We start from the raw sequence: 16,262 nt of genomic DNA on the forward strand, positions 1-16,262 counted from the left end.
CAGCTCTGCAGCCGGCGGGGCCGCCCCCTACCCTGGACGACGACATCGACGAGCGGAACGGCAGCGCGTGACCGACGAGCGTTCCTGGATCCAGACCCTCGAGCAGGGGGCCTTCGGTGAGACGCGCGCCGACGCCGATGCCGCCGCCGCGCCGGAGACCCTCGCATCGGTGATGGCCGAGGTGTCCCGGTACCTCTACCTCGCGGAGGACGCCTCCGACGCGTGTGACCGCGTGCTCGAGGCGTGCACCGAGATCGTGGAAGGGTGCAGCCACGCCGCGGTGTCGCTGACCTCCAAGGGACGGGTCACGACCCCCGCCGCCAGCGACCGCACGGCCGAGCAGCTCGACGAGCTGCAGCACGAGATGGACGAGGGCCCGTGCCTGCAGGCGATCCGTGACGACCGCAATTTCTCCGTCCCGGACCTGGCCGGGGACCCGCGCTGGCCGCGGTACGGCCCGGAGGCGGCCCGCCGCGGCGTCCGGTCGATGGTGGCCTGCCGCTTGTTCATCGACTCGCGCACGATCGGGGCACTCAACGTGTTCGGGCCGGTCGTCGACGCCTTCGACGAGAGCGACCAGGACCGCATCGTCGTGCTCGCCGCGCACGCCGCCGTCGCGATCGACGCCGCCCGCACCCGGTCCGGCCTGCAGGAGGCGGTCCGCAGCCGGCAGGTGATCGGTGAGGCCATCGGCATCCTCAAGGAGCGGTACTCGATCTCCTCGGACACCGCCTTCGAACGGCTCACCCGTGCGTCGCAGCACCTCAACGTCAAGCTGCGCTCGATCGCCGAGCACCTCTCCCGCGAGCCGGAGGAGCGCGACGCCGGGTGAGCCGCCCGATCAGACGGCGTGCCCGCGGAAGCTGCGCAGGCGCAGGCTGTTCGACACCACGCACACCGAGCTGAACGCCATCGCGGCGCCGGCGATCATCGGGTTCAGCAGCCCGAACGCGGCCAGCGGGATGGCCGCGGTGTTGTAGGCGAACGCCCAGAAGAGGTTCCCCCGGATCGTCCGCAGGGTCCGGCGGGACAGCCGCACGGCGTCCGCGGCCGCCCGCAGGTCGCCCCGCACCAGGGTGATGTCGGACGCCTCGATCGCCACGTCGGTGCCGGTGCCCATGGCCAGGCCGAGATCGGCCTTCGCGAGCGCCGCGGCGTCGTTGACGCCGTCGCCGACCATGGCCACGACCCGGCCCTCGCGCTGCAGCCGCTCGATCACGGCCAGCTTGTCGGCCGGCATCACGTCGGCGATCACGCTGTCCGGCCCGGTCCCGATGCCGACCTCGGCGGCGACCGACTCGGCGACGGCCCGGTTGTCACCGGTCAGCAGGACCGGGCGCAACCCGAGCCGGACGAACTCGGCGATCGCCTCGGCCGAGGTCTCCTTCACCGAGTCCGCGACGACGAGCACCGCCCGGGCCTCGCCGTCCCACGCCACCGCGACCGCGGTGCGGCCGCGGGCGGCCTCGTCGGCCACCGCGCCGGCGAGCGTGCCGGTCAGCGGGACCGACCACTCCTCGAGCAGCCGCGGCCTGCCGACCAGCACGGCACGGGACCCGACGACGCCCTGCACCCCGAGGCCCTCGTGGTCGGTGAAGTCCTCGACGGCGGGGAGCTCGCCGACCCGCTCGGCCGCCCCCGCGGTCACGGCGGCGGCGATCGGGTGCTGGGAGGCCCGCTCCAGCGCACCGGCCAGGCGCAGCGCCTCGTCCTCGTCGACGCCGTCGGCGGTGTGCACGGCGACCAGCGTCATCCGGCCCGTGGTGACGGTGCCGGTCTTGTCCAGGACGACGGTGTCGACCGTGCGGGTCGACTCCAGCACCTCCGGGCCCTTGATCAGGATGCCCATCTGGGCGCCGCGACCGGTGCCGACCAGCAGTGCAGTCGGCGTCGCGAGGCCGAGCGCGCACGGGCAGGCGATGATCAGGACGGCGACGGCGGCGGTGAAGGCCGCCGACACCCCGGCGCCGCTGCCCAGCCAGAAGCCCAGCGTCACGAGCGCCACGACGATCACGATCGGCACGAACACGCCGGAGATCCGGTCGGCGAGCCGCTGCACCGCGGCCTTGCCGGACTGCGCCTCCTCGACCAGCCGCGCCATCTGCGCGAGCTGCGTGTCGGAGCCGATCCGGGTCGCCCGCACGACCAGCCGGCCACCGGAGTTGACGGTCGCCCCGACGACGGTGTCGCCCGTGCGGACCTCCACCGGGACGGACTCGCCGGTCAGCATCGACGCGTCCACCGCGGACCGGCCCTCGACGACCTCGCCGTCGGTGGCGACCTTTTCCCCGGGGTGGACGACGAACCGGTCGCCGACCGCGAGGTCGCCCACCGGGATCCGGTGCTCGACACCCCCGCGCAGGACGGTGACCTCCTTGGCCCCCAGCTCCAGCAGCGCCCGCAGCGCGGCACCGGCCCGGCGCTTGGAGCGCAGCTCGAACCAGCGCCCGGCCAGCACGAACGTGATGACGCCCGCGACGACCTCGAGGTAGATGTTGCTCGCACCGTGCGACGCCGAGATCGACAGCTCGAAGGGGTGCACCAGGCCGGGGATGCCCGCGGTGCCCCAGAACAGCGCGTACACCGACCAGGCCAGCGCCGCGGTCGTCCCCATCGAGATGAGGGTGTCCATCGTGGCCGCGCCGTGCCGCAGGTTGGTCCAGGCGGCCTTGTGGAACGGCGCCCCGGACCACGACCAGATCGGGACGGTCAGCACGAACGCCGCCCACTGCCAGTTCACGAACTGCCAGGCCGGGACCATCGACAGCACGACCACGGGCACCGCGAGGACGGCGGCGATGACCAGCCGGTCGCGCAGCAGCAGGGCCGCGGCGTCGCCGTCGTCGTCCTCCTCGGACGCCGGGGCGGGCGGGGTCGCGGTGTAGCCGGCGGACTCGACGGTCTCGATCAGCGTCGCGGCGGCGACGCCGTCGGGTGCGGTGACCCTGGCCTTCTCGGTGGCGTAGTTGACGCTGGCGGTGACGCCGTCGAGCTTGTTGAGCTTGCGCTCGACCCGGTTGGCGCAGGACGCACAGGTCATCCCGCCGATGGCGAGCTCGATCTCCTGGACGTCGTCGCTCCGGTCACGACCGGACCGCGGGGCGGTGGTGGTCACCGGAGGTCTCCCTCGGGGACGAGGGTTGTCATGGCTGGACCCTTCGATCGGACCCTGCCGGGGTGGGCCGCGTGCGCGGCGACCCCTGCCGGGTGCGTGGGTGGGGGACGGACGGGCCGCGGGACGGGCCCGCCCGCGGGATCAGGAGCCGGTGACCTCGTACCCGGCCTCCGACACGGCGGCGCGGACGGCGTCGTCGGAGACGGGGCCGTCGCTGGTGACGCTGACGGCGCCGGTGGACAGGTCCACGTCGACGCCGGTCACCCCGGAGATCTCGCCGACCTCCTCGGTGACCGAGGCGACGCAGTGCTCGCAGGTCATGCCGGTGACGGTGTAGGTGGCGGTGCTCATGGCGTGCGTACCTCCTCGTGGTGTCCGCGGGGTGCGGGCAGGGTGGGTGGGGGAGCTAGGACCGGACGAGACGGGCGATGGCGGCGCTGGCCTCCTCGAGCTTCTGCTCGGCGACGGGGCCGCCCTCGGCGGCGGCGTCGGCGACACAGTGCTTGAGGTGTTCGTCGAGCAGACCGAGCGCGACCGCCTCGAGTGCCTTGTTGACCGCGGCGACCTGGGTCAGGACGTCGATGCAGTACTTGTCCGACTCGATCATCCTGCTGATGCCGCGGACCTGGCCCTCGATCCGGCGCATCCGGTTGACGTGGGCGTCCTTGTTGTCGGCGTAGCCGTGCATCGCGCACCTCCTCGGTCCGGATCCGACGATACCCCTAGGGGGTAGGGGCATCAAACGATGTGGGGTGGGTAACCTGCGCGGTATGACGAGCGGAGGTCCCGGACGACGGCTGGTGCTCGTCGTGCTGCCGGTCCTGCTCGGGCTGGTGGGCATGCACGCCCTCGTACTGCCCGCGGCCGCCGCGCCCGCGGGGCCGCCCGCGATGGTCGCACCGGCCGCGCCCGTCCCGGGCCCCGTCGCCGCCGATGGGGCCGACGGTGCGCCGGGCGTCCTGCCGCCCGCGGTGGCCGGGGCACCCGCGCACGGGGACCACGGCGGTCACGGGGACCACGGCGGCGCCGCGCACCTCCTCCATCTGTGCCTCGCCGTGCTCGCCGCCGTCGGCGTCGCGCTGCTCGCGGCCCTGCTGTTCCTCGGCCGTGTCCCGCTCCCGGCGACGGTCACGACGTCGCGACGCGACGTCCCCGGTCCCGCGGCCGGACGGCCGCCCCCGGTCGGGCGGCGGCTGGCCCTGCTCTGCGTGTCGCGGACCTGATCGGCCCCCGGCGCGGGAGAGCGCCGGAGTCCGGCCGATCACACCGTTCCGACACGGGAGTCCACATGACGACCACCCACGCGGCGGCACTCGCCGCCGCGACGATCACCGCTGCCCTCGTCCTCACCGGCTGTTCCGGCGGGACCGCGGCGGAACCCGCTGCCCCGGCGGCCGCGCCTCCGGCGGCGACCGCCGCCCCCGGCGCCGACGCCCGGCACGGCGACGCCGACATCGCCTTCGCGCAGGGCATGATCCCGCACCACCGGCAGGCCGTGGAGATGGCGCGCCTGGCCGAGGGGCGGGCGTCCGACGACGGGGTGCGCCGCCTGGCCGCCGCGATCGAGGCGGCGCAGGGCCCGGAAATCGAGCAGCTGCGCGGGTTCCTCGCGGCCTGGGGTGCACCGGAGTCCGCAGGCGCGGCCATGGAGCACGGCGCCCACGGCGGGCACGGTGACATGTCCGGGATGATGACCGCCGACGACATGGCGGAGCTGGAACGGGCCACCGGGCCCGCGTTCGACCGCCGCTTCCTCGAGCTGATGATCGTCCACCACGAGGGAGCGGTCGCCATGGCAGGCGCGGAGCTCGCCGACGGGGAGAACCCGCAGGCACGTGAGCTGGCGCAGCGGATCGTCGACGCCCAGCGGTCCGAGATCGACGCGATGCGCGGCATGCTCGACCGGGCCTGATCCCGCCCGGCCGGGCGGTCAGCGTGCGGCGAGCAGTGCTCGTGCGTGCGCGGCCGCCCGGTCGAGCGCGTCGGGGGTGCCGTCGAGCCCGCGCTGGAAGGCCGCGCCCTCCAGCAGCAGGGCCAGCAGGTCGGCGAGCTCCGTGGCGTCGCCCGGGACGTCCTCGGCGAGCAGCCGCGCGATCTCGGCGCGCACCGCCGTCTTGTGCTCGGTGATGACGGCCCGGCCCGGGTGGCCCTCGTCGAGCTCCGCGGCCCCGCGCTGGAACGCGCAGCCCACGTCGCTGTCCAGGGCCGGGTGCTCGCGGTAGGCCTCGAACACGGCGAGCACCCGCGGGGCCGGTGCCGCCTCGATCCGGCGCTGCAGGTGCTCCCACCACGTGCGGTGCCGGTGCGCCAGGTAGGCCGCGACCAGCGTGGACTTCGAGCCGTAGCAGTCGTAGAGCGTCTTCTTGGTGACGCCTGCCGCCTCGGCGATCCCGGCGACGCCGACCGCGGTGATGCCCCGGCGGTAGAAGAGCTCGGACGCGGCGGCGAGCAGCCGGCGTCCGGCGTCGGTGGTGGGGGTGAGGGTGTCCGGCACGACGCCGACTATACCGACCGGTGGGTTGACATGACACGGGTCGCGCTGTTCTCCTTCGTGGGTATACCGATCGGTTTACCTGAGGAGGAGACATGAGGGCGGTCCTGCTGACCCGCCACGGCGGCCCGGACGCGCTGGAGTACCGCGACGACGTGCCGGACCCGGTGCCCGCACCGGGCGAGGTGCGGATCCGGGTGCGCGCGGCGGCGCTGAACAACACCGACGTCTGGACGCGCGAGGGCGCCTACGGCACCGGCGACGACCCCGGCGCGCGGACCGGGTGGCGGCGCTCGGCGTTCGCGTTCCCGCGCATCCAGGGTGCCGACGTCACCGGTGAGATCGACGCCGTCGGCGACGGGGTGCCCACGAGCCGGATCGGGGAGCGGGTGCTGGTCGACCCCATGATCTACGACGGCGGCGAGCGCGCCCTGGTCACGACCGACTACCTGGGCAGCGAGCGCGACGGCGGGTTCGCCGAGCTGGTCACCGTGCCGGCGGGGAACGCGCACCCGGTCGGCGGTGCGCTGTCGCCCGCCGAGCTCGCGGCGCTGCCGACGGCGGCGACGACCGCGATGCGGATGCTCGGCCGGGCCGGCCTGCGGGCCGGGGAGTCGGTGCTGGTCACCGGGGCCTCCGGCGGTGTCGGCGCGGCGCTGGTGCAGATCGCGAAGGACCGCGGCGCCCGCGTGGTCGCCGTCGCCGGTGCGGCCAAGCACGAGGCGGTCCGCGCGATGGGCGCCGACGTCGTGCTCGACCGCGACGCCGTCGCCGAGGCCGGTGAGGTGGACGTGGTCGCCGACGTCGTCGCCGGGCCGTCGTTCCCGGCGCTGCTCGGCGCGCTCGCCCCGCTCGGCCGCTACGTGGTCGCGGGCGCGATCGCCGGTCCGCTCGTCGAGGCGGATCTGCGGACCGTCTACCTGCGCCAGCTCACGCTGGTCGGGTCGTCGTTCGGCACCCACGACGACTTCGCCGAGGTCGTCGAGCTCGCCGGGCGCGGGGCCCTGCGGCTGCCGGTCGCCGCCCGGTTCCCGCTCGCCGACCTGGCCGCCGCCCAGGAGCGGTTCGCCGGCAAGGGCTTCGTGGGGAAGCTGGTGGTGGAGCCGTGACGCGGGTGCGGGCGCTGAGCTTCGACGTCGTCGGCACGCTGATCGACTTCGAGACCGGCATTCTCGACTGCGTACGGCGGCAGGGCGTGACCGCACCGGACGAGCAGGTCCTGGCGGAGTTCGCCGCCGCCGAGGACGTGCAGCAGCACCGCACACCGGAGATGCCGTTCACGCAGATGCTGGACCCGATCTCGGAGCGACTGGGGCTGCCCGACCCGGCGGCCCTGCGGGCGTCGTTGCCGGGGTGGCCGGCCTTCCCGGACGCCGCCGGGACGCTCGCCCGGCTCGGTCACCGGTTCCGGCTGGTCGCGCTGACCAACGCCGACCGGGCCGGGACCCTGGCGATGGCGCGGACGCTCGGCGACCCGTTCGACGACGTCGTGACCGTCTCCGACGTGGGCGTGAACAAGCCGGACCCGCAGATGTTCGCCTGGATGCTGGGCCGTCTCGATCTCGCCGGGATCTCCCGCGGCGAGCTGCTGCACGTCGCGCAGAGCCGCTACCACGACGTCGGCACCGCGCAGCGGCTCGGCATCAGGACGTGCTGGGTGGAACGGCGGCGCGGGCGGGCCGGTACCGGCGCCACGCCCGCGCCGCCCTCGGCGGTCGCGCCGGACCTGCACGTCGGCGACCTGACCGAGCTGGGGGAGCTCAGGGAGCTCAGCTGAAGGAGATGTGCACGTGGTCCATGTGGTTGGCGGTGTCGCCGCCCCGGTCCTCCTGCATCTCCCAGCCGCTGCCGGTGTCGATGCGCTGACGCCAGATCACGTAGGTGATGCCGAGCTCGTCGCGGTTGGCCAGCGCGTACTCGGCCAGCCGGTCGCCGGTGGCGCGGTCGACCATGAAGTCGAGCGCCTTGCCGCTCGGGTGGTCGGACGTGCCACCGCGGCTGCCGATGCCGAGCACGGTGTCGACGCCGAACATGCAGCGCAGCGTCTCGCCGGCGTCGGCGACGTTGCCGGCGACACCCTCCATGCCCTCGGTGCCGGCCGCGCAGGTGCTCGGCCCGGTACCGCCACCGCCGGACGACGGCTCCGGCTCGTCGGGCTCGGCCGCCGCGGCGGCGGCCGCCTTCGCGGCGGCCTCCGCGGCCCGGCGCTGCTCCTCGCGGGCCGCGACGGCGTCGTCGACCGCGCCGGTCGCGGCGCCGACGATCTCGTCGACGTCCACCGGGGGCGGCGGCTCGGCGAGGGCCCGGGCCGCGCCCGCCGACGCGGCGGGTGCGGCGGGATCGGCCTGTGCCGCCTCGGCGGAGGGGAGGCTGAACGACTGCAGCGCCAGGTCCTCGGTCTGCGGTGCGAGCCCGCCGGTCGCGACGTGCCCGGCGACGAGGCCGCCACCGGCGAGCGCGGAGCTGAGCATCCCGACCGCGCCCACCGGGCGGCGGACGGGTCGGTGGACGTCGCGGGTCACGACGGTGCGGGACGGCACGGGCCGGCTCGGGGAGCGCCGGACACGTGCCGTGCCGCCGGGGGTATGCCTCGGCACAGCTGGTTCGTCCTTCCTCGTCGGAAGCGGTCGCGCCCGGATGGGGGAGCGGGGCGCGTGACGCCGCTGGGGATCGACGTCGTTACCGTTCCGAGACCGACGGTATGCCCGGTTCCGGGGCGGGTGGCCTCCCTGAGGGCGACCGGCGGTGACCGGGCGCCGCCGCGCTGTGAACGGGGAGCGGCTCGGCCGGACGGCTCAGTGTCCTGCGGCCGACCGGGCGCCGGCGCCGCTCAGACCCGGCCGGCGGGCCGGTCCGCGGCCCGTGCCGCGGCGACGAACGCCGCGATCCGGCCGTGGTCCTTCACCCCGCGGGTCGCCTCGACGCCGCTGGAGACGTCGACGCCCCAGGGCCGGACCCGCCGGACGGCGTCGCCGACGTTGTCCGGGTCGAGACCGCCCGCGAGCAGCCACGGCCCGTCCGGACGGTGCTCCATCGCCTCGGCCGCCCAGGTCTCGCCGGAACCGGCGACCGGCGAGTCCAGCAGCAGGACCTCCTCGCCGAAGGCGCCGACCCGCAGGTCGGGACGCTGGTCCAGGGAGGTTGCCCGCCAGAGCCGGACCGGCTCCGCGGCGGCGACGGCGAAGTCCCCGGCGGTGTAGCGGCCGTGCAGCTGGAGCACGTCGGCGCCGATCTCCCGGGTGGCGCGGGCGGCGTCGGCGGCGGTGTAGTCGGCCACGACGACCACCGACAGCACCCCCGGCGGCACCTGGCCGACGAGGTCGCGCGCGGTCCCGGGATCGACGTAGCGCGGGCTCGGCGGGTGCAGCACGAACCCGATCGCGTCGGCCCCGGCCCCGACCGCGACCCGGACGTCCTCGGCGGTACGCAGGCCGCACACCTTCACGAACACGGCACGACCCTACGTGGTCCCCGGCCGTGCTCCTCAGCGCGCGACGAAGCTGCTCAGCAGCGCCTGCACCTCGTAGACGTCGACACCCTTGCCGAACTGCTTCTGGATCGGCGCCGGGCTCCCGGACAGCCAGATCTTCAGCTCCGCGTCCAGGTCGAACGTCCCCGCCGTCTCCACGGAGAAGTGCGTGATCGCCCTGTAGGGGATCGAGTGGTACTCGACCTTGCGACCGGTCATGCCCTGCTTGTCGACCATGATCAGTCGCCGGTCGGTGAAGAGGAACGAGTCCCGCAGCAGCTGGTACGCGGCGTGGATCTGCTCGCCCTGCGCGAGCAGCCGCCCGAACTCGTGCGCCGCCGCCTGCGGATCGACCCGGGACGCGTTGCCCATGACACCGTCGAGGAATCCCATGGCGCCATTCTCGCGGGCTCAGACGTCGTAGTCGATCGTGGCCCGTCCGGACACCGGCCGGCTCTGGCACGTCAGGACGAACCCGGCCGCGACCTCGTCGTCCTCCAGGGCGAAGTTGCGTCGCATGTCGACCTCGCCGTCGGTGACCTTCGCCCGGCACGTGCCGCAGACCCCGCCCTTGCAGGCGAAGGGCAGGTCGCCCCGCACCTTCTGGGCCGCGTCCAGCACGGTCTCGCCGCGCGGCAGCGCCAGCGTGGTCGACCGTCCGTTGAGGACGACGGTGACCTCGCTGCCGGTCCCGTCCCCGGCTGCCGCGTCGTCCTCGGCGCGGTGCACCTCGGGCGGCGGCTCGTCGACGTAGAACAGCTCGCGGTGCACCCGCCGGCGGTCGGTGCCGAGCTCACCCAGGACCGCGACGGCGTCCTCGGTCATGCCGAGCGGTCCGCACAGCCACCACTCGTCGACGTCGGCGGTGTCGACGAGTGCGGTGAGCAGCGTCCGGATCCGTCCCGCGTCGAGGCGGCCGTTGACGATCTCGGCCTCGGTGGGTTCGCGGGACAGCACGTGCAGCAGGTGCAGCCGCGGGCCGTGGGCGTTCTTGAGGTCGGCGATCTCCTCGGTGAACATGACCGTGTCGGTCCGGCGGTTGCCGTAGAGCAGCGTGACCCGGGTGTCGGGGTGCGCGGCCAGCAGCGACGCGGCGATCGACAGCACCGGTGTGATGCCCGAACCGGCGGCGATCAGCCCGTGGTGGGTGCCGGCGTCCAGGTCGGGGGTGAAGGAGCCGCCGGGCGGGCCGACCTCGACGACGTCGCCGGGCTCGACCCGGTCGACCAGCCACTCGGAGAACAGCCCGCCGTCGACCCGGCGCACGCCGACCCGCGGCGCGGAGCCCGCGGGGGAGCAGATCGAGTACGAGCGGCGCTCCTCGCCGTCGTCGGTGCGGCGGCGCAGGGTGAGGTACTGGCCGGGCCGGAAGGCGTAGTGCGCGCGCAGGTCGCCGGGCACGTCGAAGGTGACGGCGACGGCGTCGTCGCACAGGCGGTCCACACCGGACACGACGAGCCGGTGGAACCCGGCCGGGAGGGCGTCCGCACCGGGCTCGCCGGTACCGGCCAGCAGCGCCTCGATCTCGTCGTCGAGTGCGAGCGTGGTGCGGCCGGACGCCCGGTTCGCCCGTGCCTGCCAGGCGGCGGTGCGGCGCTGCTCGCTCATCGTCTAGAGCTCCTTCATGTGCTCGAACGGCTCCCGGCAGGCGGTGCACCGGCGCAGTGCGGTGCACGCGGTCGGGCCGAAACGGGAGAACTCCTCGGTGGCCGGTGATCCGCACTGCGGGCAGCGCACGACGGCCGACGGCGGGTCCAGCGTCAGGGGGACCGGCCCCGGTGCGTGCGGCGTGGCCCGGCCGGGCGGTGCGACGCCGGCCTCGGCGAGCTTGCGCCTGCCGGTCTCGCTGATCCAGTCGGTGCTCCACGGCGGGGACAGCACGGTCCGGACGCCGGCGACCCGGTACCCGGCGCCGTCGAGCGCGCGGGCGATGTCGGCGCGCATCTCCTCGATCGCCGGGCAGCCCGAGTAGGTCGGGGTGATCGTCACCGTGACGCCGTCGCGGGTCTCGTCCACCGACCTGATCACGCCGAGGTCGTCGAGAGTGAGCATCGGCATCTCGGGGTCGACGACGTCGGCGACGACGTCGCGGGCGCCCAGCGCGGGTGCGGTCACCACGTCGCCCCCGGGTGCCTGCGGGCCAGGCTCTGCATGACGACGAGTGCCTGTTCCAGCTTCTCGGTGTGCACGCCCTGGCGGCCGCCGCGGCCGGCGATGGTGCCGATCCCGGGCACGTCGGGGCGGGTCAGCGTCGCCCGGGCGATCACCTCGTCGAGGACCCCGTGGACCTCGTCGTGGGTGTCCGCCGGGTCGACGGCGACGCCCGCGGCGACCAGCCGCCGTTCGACGTCGGACGTGCGGAACAGCTCGCCCAGGAACGGCCAGACCCACACCAGCGCGTCCTGCATCCGCCGGTGCGACTCGGCGGTGCCGTCACCCAGGCGCAGCGTCCAGCGGGCCGCGTGGTCGCGGTGGTAGGTGACCTCCTTGACGCCCTTCGCGGCGACGGCGGCCACCACCGGGTCGGCCGAGCCCTGCAGGCGGTGCAGCAGGGCCAGACGCCAGGTGGAGAAGACCAGCAGCCGGGCGATCGCGCGGGCGAAGTCGAGGTCGTCGGAGGGCTCGGCCAGCGCGACGTTGCGGAACTCGTGCACCTCGCGCCCGTGGGCGAGCGCGTCCTCGTCGCGGCCGGTGCCGCCCTCGGCGAGGCCCTCGACGTGCCCGGCGCGGGACAGCAGCACCCGGGCCTGGCCGAGCAGGTCGAGCGCGGTGTTGGCGAGCGCGACCTCCTCCTCGAGCTCGGGGGCGTTCGAGACCCACTCGGTGAGCCGGTGGCTGTAGATCAGCGCGTCGTCGCCGAGCATCAGGCAGTACGCGGCCAGGTCGGCGGGATCGGTGCCCCCGGGCACCGGGGCGACGATGTCGGCCTCGGCGTCCTCGAACCCGGACCCGAACGCCCAGCGCGGGTCGTCGGACTCCGTCAGCGCGTCGTAGACGTTCTCCTCGTGCGCGGTCCCGCTCACAGGTGCGGCACCTCCTCCGGGATCGCGTAGAACGTCGGGTGCCGGTAGACCTTGTCGGCGCTGGGCGCGAAGAACGGGTCCTTCTCGTCCGGGCTGGACGCGGCGATCGCGTCGGCGCGCACCACCCAGATGCTGACGCCCTCGTTGCGACGCGTGTAGACGTCGCGCGCGTTGTGCAGCGCCATCTCGTCGTCGGCGGCGTGCAGGGAACCGACGTGGACGTGGTTGAGGCCGCGCTTGCCGCGCACGAACACCTCGTAGAGCGGCCAGGCCCGCCGCGACGGCGCCACCCCGGCGCCCGTCTCGACCCCGGTGGTGGGGACGGCGCCGTGCCCGCCCTCCGCGGTCACCTCGGTGCTGTCTGTGCTGCCGGTGCTGTCGTCGCTCGGGATCACGCCCGGTCCCCCTCGGTGCTCGTGCCTGCGCCCGCTCCCGTGCCCGGCCCGGTGCTCGCCCGGGCAGCCTGCTTGTCGGCGTAGGCGCGGGCCGCCTCGCGGACCCACTCGCCGCCCTCGTGGGCACGGCGCCGGTGGTCCAGCCGCTGCCGGTTCGCCGGCCCCGCCCCGGAGATCACCGCCGTGAACTCCGACCAGTCCGGCTCACCGAAGTCGTGCGCCTGGCGCTGCTCGTTCCACCGCAGCTCGGGATCGGGCAGCGTCACGCCCAGCGCCTCCGCCTGCGGGACGCTCATGTCCACGAACCGCTGCCGCAGTTCGTCGTTGGTGTGGCGCTTGATCCCCCACGCCATCGACTGCTGCGTGTTGGGGGAGTCGCCGTCGGCCGGGCCGAACATCATCAGCGACGGCCACCACCACCGGTCCGTGGCCTCCTGCACCATCGCCCGCTGGGCCTCGGTGCCGTTCGCCAGCGCGAGCAGGGACTCGTAGCCCTGCCGCTGGTGGAACGACTCCTCCTTGCAGATCCGGATCATCGCCCGCGCGTAGGGCCCGTAGGAGCACCGGCACAGCGGCACCTGGTTGCAGATCGCCGCACCGTCGACGAGCCAGCCGATCACCCCGATGTCCGCCCAGGACAGCGTCGGGTAGTTGAAGATCGAGCTGTACTTCTGCTTCGCGTCGATCAGCTTCTCGGTCAGCTCCTCGCGGTCCACCCCGAGGGTCTCCGCGGCGGCGTACAGGTACATGCCGTGACCGGCCTCGTCCTGCACCTTGGCCAGCAGGATCGCCTTGCGCCGCAACGACGGTGCCCGCAGCAGCCAGTTGCCCTCGGGCTGCATCCCGATGATCTCCGAGTGCGCGTGCTGGGCGATCTGGCGGATCAACGTCCTCCGATACGCCTCGGGCATCCAGTCCCGCGGCTCGATCCGCTGGTCCGCCGCGATCGTGGCGTCGAAGCGTTCCTGCAGATCCGCCTCGGATGGCGCGGTGCTCGTCACTGGACACCTCCGTACCGAATGTTCGTTCGGCTACTAGTCTGACCCACCACTCCCCAAGAGCGCAACCCCACCCCCTTCCACGAGGCGGTGCCGGTCGATCAGCACGCCGATGCCCCGGGCGGGGCCGGAACGTGATGATCGATCCTCGTCTGCGCGGTTGTGGGTGCCCTGCGGCGGGATGGGGGGAACCGGGGTGGGGGCGGTGTCGTCGGAGTCGCATGGATGTGACACGACCCTTCTTCGGGGCGGCGGCCGTCGCTGCGGGCCTCGTGACCCGTAAGCAACTCCGCGGGCCGCGTTTCCGGGCGCTGTTCCGGGACGTCTTCCTGTCCGCGGACGTCGCACTCACGTACCTGGTGCGCTGTGAGGCTGCGGCGCTCGCCGTGGGTGCCCTGGAGGACCGCCGGGCACGGGTGCACACCGGCGGTGCGACCGCCCTCGCGGCCTGGTCGGCCGCCGAGATGCTGGGCGCCGACTGCGCGCCCCGCTCCGTACCGGTCGAGGTGATGGTGCCGAAGGGGCACCGCCGCAACCGGGAGGGCCTGCGCCCGATGCATGCCGCGGTGCTGCCGGACGAGATCGTGTACGGGGTTCCGATCCCGCTGCCGGGGCGGCGGCGCCGGTTCGTTCCCGGCCGGACGGTGGTCACGACGTCGGCGCTGCGCACCGCGTTCGACCTCGCGCGGCGCGAGCCACGGCTCGACGCGGTGATCGCGCTCGACGCGCTCTCCCGGGTCGGTGGCTTCGCACCGCAGGAGGTGCTCGGCGTGCACGCTCGGCATCCCGGGAGCCGGGGTGTCGCGCGCCTCGCCGGGCTCGTCGCCCTGGCGAGCCCGCTCGCGGAGTCCCCGATGGAGACACGGGTCCGGCTCGCCCTGCACGACCACGGCGTCCGTCCTCCGGTGCTGCAACATCCGGTCGGGACGTACCGGATCGACCTCGCGTACCCGGATCTCCTCCTCGGCATCGAGTACGACGGCGGTCACCACCTCGACCCGTGGCAGGCGCGTGAGGACCTGGCACGGCAGGCGTTCCTGACCGCGCAGGGCTGGACCGTCCTCCGGCCCGACGCGAGCGAGGTGATCCGCTACCCCGATCGCGTCGCCGGCACGGTCCGGCACCACCTGCTCCGGCTCGCCGGCTGAGCTCGGGGCGCCGGCGTCGCGATCGGGGTGCACGGTTCGGCCCTCGCCGGGGCCGCACCGTGCGACTCGACGGCCTGAGCCGGTCAGGGGGTGGGGACTATGCCCTCGAAGGTTGCTCTCACCGCGTCTTCCGGGAGGGTTGCCGTGGCGGGGCGGTCCGGGCGGTACCACTCGACGATCGAGTTCACGACGCCCGAGAGCAGCCGGGCGGCCAGTGCGGGGTCCACGTCGGAGCGGACCTCGCCGGCGTCGACGGCGTCGCGGACGAGGGTCGTGATCGCCGTGTCGAACGCGCGCCGCCGCTCCAGCGCCCAGCGCTCGGTCTCGGTGTTGCCGCGCACCCGCAGCAGCAGCGTCACGTAGGGGAGCTCGGTCATGAGCACCCGGACCTGCTCGGCGACGATCACCCGGAGCCGTCCGGCGGGGGTGCCCTCCTGGGCGGCGGGCAGGTCGAGGACGCCGAACAGGCCGTCCACGGCCCGTTCGAGGGCGGCGCGCAGCAGCGCCTCCTTGCCGGCGAAGTGGTGGTAGAAGGACGACTTGGTGATCCCCGCGGCGCGGGACAGGTCCTCCATCGACGTCGCGTCGTAGCCGCGGGCGATGAACTCGCCGACCGCGGTCTCGAGCAGCTGGTCCCGCCCGCCGGAGGGTCGGCGGGCCCGCTTCGCCGGCGCGGCGCTCATCGGCCCTCGAACGTGGGGGCCTTCTTCGCCAGGAACGCGCTGACGGCTCCCTGGTGATCCGTCGTCGTCGCCAGCCGGACCTGGGCGTCGGCCTCGTACTCCAGCACGGCCGGCATCTCGTTGACGGCGCCGAACCGGATGGCGCCCTTCACCTCGGCGTAGGCGCGGGTCGGGCCGGCAGCCAGCTTCCGGGCCAGCTCCAGCGCCGAGTCCAGCACCTCCTCGGCCGGGACGACGTCGCGCAGCAGGCCCCAGTTCCGGGCGTCCTCGGCGGTGAACTGCTCGTTCAGGAGCAGCAGCTCGGTCGCGCGCGAGACGCCGACGGCGTGCGCCAGGCTCGCCGACAGGCCGCTGTCGGCGCCCAGGCCGATCCCGGTGAACGCGGTGCCGAACTTCAGCCCCGCGGCGCCCACCCGCAGGTCGGCGGCCAGCGCGAGGCCGAGCCCTGCGCCCACGCACGGCCCGTTGATCGCCGCGACGACCGGCTTCGGCGTCCCGGTGATCGCGAGGACGAGCGGGTTGTAGTGGTCGCGGACGGTGTCGAGCGCGGTCGTCGGGTCCTTCTCGAGCGCGGCGGCGTGCTCGCCGAGGTCCTGCCCGACACAGAACGCCTTCCCGGCCCCGGTGATGACGACGGCGCGGACCGAGTCGTCCGCGGACACGCCGGTGATCGCGGGGAGCAGGGCCTCCTTGAGCTCGACGGTGAGCGCGTTGTACTTCGCCGGCCGGTTCAGCGTGATCACCGCGACGGCGGGGTCGGTGTCGTCGCGGGTGACGAGGACGGCGGGTTCGGAGTCGGCCATCCGGCCACCCTAGCGGCCGACCGAACGATCGGTCCCTCATCCGCGCCGGGCAGCTGCCGGGCAGCTCTGGCCGCCGGGTGTCCGGCAGTGCTAGGTTCGCAGCCGAACGAACGGTCGGTTCAACGACGAGCTACGAC

At 74.3% G+C, this 16,262-nt stretch carries 20 protein-coding genes; 6 read left to right on the top strand and 14 right to left on the bottom strand.

What is annotated here, in order from left to right:
• The first annotated feature begins 67 nt into the window (after positions 1 to 67).
• Entirely contained in the window at positions 68 to 832 is a 765-nt protein-coding gene (locus AD017_RS20560) for a GAF and ANTAR domain-containing protein (protein ID WP_010230488.1), read from the top strand.
• 9 nt (positions 833 to 841) lie between these two features.
• On the opposite strand, the gene AD017_RS20565 is transcribed toward AD017_RS20560, so the two are convergent.
• The 3 genes from AD017_RS20565 to AD017_RS20575 form a co-directional block, all read right to left on the bottom strand.
• Positions 842 to 3,040 (bottom strand): cation-translocating P-type ATPase, encoded by a 2,199-nt coding sequence (locus AD017_RS20565; RefSeq protein ID WP_145984112.1) that lies wholly within the window; start codon positions 3,038 to 3,040, stop codon positions 842 to 844.
• A gap of 216 nt (positions 3,041 to 3,256) precedes the next feature.
• Complete coding sequence (locus tag AD017_RS20570) at positions 3,257 to 3,466, bottom strand: heavy-metal-associated domain-containing protein (RefSeq protein WP_010230494.1); 210 nt, start codon at positions 3,464 to 3,466, stop codon at positions 3,257 to 3,259.
• Between the two features lie 55 nt (positions 3,467 to 3,521).
• Entirely contained in the window at positions 3,522 to 3,803 is a 282-nt protein-coding gene (locus AD017_RS20575) for a metal-sensitive transcriptional regulator (protein ID WP_010230496.1), read from the bottom strand.
• A gap of 82 nt (positions 3,804 to 3,885) precedes the next feature.
• Between AD017_RS20575 and AD017_RS20580 the strand changes: the two genes are divergently transcribed.
• On the top strand, positions 3,886 to 4,338 hold the full coding sequence (locus AD017_RS20580) for a DUF6153 family protein (protein ID WP_145982559.1): 453 nt from the start codon (positions 3,886 to 3,888) through the stop codon (positions 4,336 to 4,338).
• Between the two features lie 65 nt (positions 4,339 to 4,403).
• Positions 4,404 to 5,027: a DUF305 domain-containing protein gene (locus AD017_RS20585; protein WP_060575177.1), complete on the top strand. Its 624-nt coding sequence runs from the start codon at positions 4,404 to 4,406 to the stop codon at positions 5,025 to 5,027.
• A gap of 18 nt (positions 5,028 to 5,045) precedes the next feature.
• On the opposite strand, the gene AD017_RS20590 is transcribed toward AD017_RS20585, so the two are convergent.
• Complete coding sequence (locus AD017_RS20590; protein WP_010235214.1) at positions 5,046 to 5,609, bottom strand: TetR/AcrR family transcriptional regulator; 564 nt, start codon at positions 5,607 to 5,609, stop codon at positions 5,046 to 5,048.
• A 92-nt stretch (positions 5,610 to 5,701) separates the two neighbouring features.
• Between AD017_RS20590 and AD017_RS20595 the strand changes: the two genes are divergently transcribed.
• The gene (locus AD017_RS20595) at positions 5,702 to 6,715 is read left to right on the top strand and encodes a zinc-binding dehydrogenase (RefSeq protein ID WP_060575178.1); all 1,014 of its coding nucleotides are present in this window, start codon (positions 5,702 to 5,704) and stop codon (positions 6,713 to 6,715) included.
• Positions 6,712 to 7,383 (top strand): HAD family hydrolase, encoded by a 672-nt coding sequence (locus AD017_RS20600; RefSeq protein ID WP_060575179.1) that lies wholly within the window; start codon positions 6,712 to 6,714, stop codon positions 7,381 to 7,383. The genes AD017_RS20595 and AD017_RS20600 overlap by 4 nt, the downstream gene beginning before the upstream one ends.
• Here the strand turns inward: AD017_RS20600 and AD017_RS36505 are convergent.
• The 8 genes from AD017_RS36505 to paaA form a co-directional block, all read right to left on the bottom strand.
• Positions 7,376 to 8,146, bottom strand: a complete 771-nt coding sequence (locus AD017_RS36505) for a hypothetical protein (RefSeq protein ID WP_060575180.1) — start codon at positions 8,144 to 8,146, stop codon at positions 7,376 to 7,378. The two genes, AD017_RS20600 and AD017_RS36505, sit on opposite strands and share 8 nt — an antisense overlap.
• Before the next feature lie 290 nt (positions 8,147 to 8,436).
• A complete protein-coding gene (locus AD017_RS20610; protein ID WP_060575181.1) occupies positions 8,437 to 9,057 on the bottom strand; it encodes a phosphoribosylanthranilate isomerase in 621 nt (206 codons plus the stop codon).
• 33 nt (positions 9,058 to 9,090) lie between these two features.
• A complete protein-coding gene (locus AD017_RS20615) occupies positions 9,091 to 9,468 on the bottom strand; it encodes a PH domain-containing protein (protein WP_010224390.1) in 378 nt (125 codons plus the stop codon).
• An 18-nt stretch (positions 9,469 to 9,486) separates the two neighbouring features.
• Positions 9,487 to 10,683 (bottom strand): 1,2-phenylacetyl-CoA epoxidase subunit PaaE, encoded by a 1,197-nt coding sequence (gene paaE / locus AD017_RS20620; RefSeq protein WP_145982560.1) that lies wholly within the window; start codon positions 10,681 to 10,683, stop codon positions 9,487 to 9,489.
• A 3-nt stretch (positions 10,684 to 10,686) separates the two neighbouring features.
• Positions 10,687 to 11,133 (bottom strand): 1,2-phenylacetyl-CoA epoxidase subunit PaaD, encoded by a 447-nt coding sequence (paaD, locus tag AD017_RS20625; protein WP_238592015.1) that lies wholly within the window; start codon positions 11,131 to 11,133, stop codon positions 10,687 to 10,689.
• Between the two features lie 53 nt (positions 11,134 to 11,186).
• Positions 11,187 to 12,098, bottom strand: a complete 912-nt coding sequence (gene paaC, locus AD017_RS20630; RefSeq protein ID WP_060575183.1) for a 1,2-phenylacetyl-CoA epoxidase subunit PaaC — start codon at positions 12,096 to 12,098, stop codon at positions 11,187 to 11,189.
• Entirely contained in the window at positions 12,095 to 12,493 is a 399-nt protein-coding gene (paaB, locus tag AD017_RS20635; RefSeq protein WP_010224382.1) for a 1,2-phenylacetyl-CoA epoxidase subunit PaaB, read from the bottom strand. The genes paaC and paaB overlap by 4 nt, the downstream gene beginning before the upstream one ends.
• Positions 12,490 to 13,494 (bottom strand): 1,2-phenylacetyl-CoA epoxidase subunit PaaA, encoded by a 1,005-nt coding sequence (paaA, locus tag AD017_RS20640; RefSeq protein ID WP_010224380.1) that lies wholly within the window; start codon positions 13,492 to 13,494, stop codon positions 12,490 to 12,492. Before paaA ends, paaB begins: the two co-directional genes overlap by 4 nt.
• A 218-nt stretch (positions 13,495 to 13,712) precedes the next feature.
• On the opposite strand from paaA, the gene AD017_RS20645 reads away from it, so the two are divergent.
• Positions 13,713 to 14,639, top strand: coding sequence for an endonuclease domain-containing protein (locus AD017_RS20645; RefSeq protein ID WP_145982561.1), 927 nt, complete (start codon positions 13,713 to 13,715; stop codon positions 14,637 to 14,639).
• An 83-nt stretch (positions 14,640 to 14,722) separates the two neighbouring features.
• On the opposite strand, the gene AD017_RS20650 is transcribed toward AD017_RS20645, so the two are convergent.
• Together AD017_RS20650 and AD017_RS20655 are read right to left on the bottom strand one after the other, a co-directional pair.
• Positions 14,723 to 15,322, bottom strand: coding sequence for a TetR/AcrR family transcriptional regulator (locus tag AD017_RS20650; RefSeq protein ID WP_060575185.1), 600 nt, complete (start codon positions 15,320 to 15,322; stop codon positions 14,723 to 14,725).
• Positions 15,319 to 16,125: an enoyl-CoA hydratase/isomerase family protein gene (locus AD017_RS20655; protein WP_060575186.1), complete on the bottom strand. Its 807-nt coding sequence runs from the start codon at positions 16,123 to 16,125 to the stop codon at positions 15,319 to 15,321. The genes AD017_RS20650 and AD017_RS20655 overlap by 4 nt, the downstream gene beginning before the upstream one ends.
• Positions 16,126 to 16,262: the final 137 nt, after the last annotated feature.

It is taken from the genome of Pseudonocardia sp. EC080619-01, assembly GCF_001420995.1.
Classification (GTDB): domain Bacteria; phylum Actinomycetota; class Actinomycetes; order Mycobacteriales; family Pseudonocardiaceae; genus Pseudonocardia.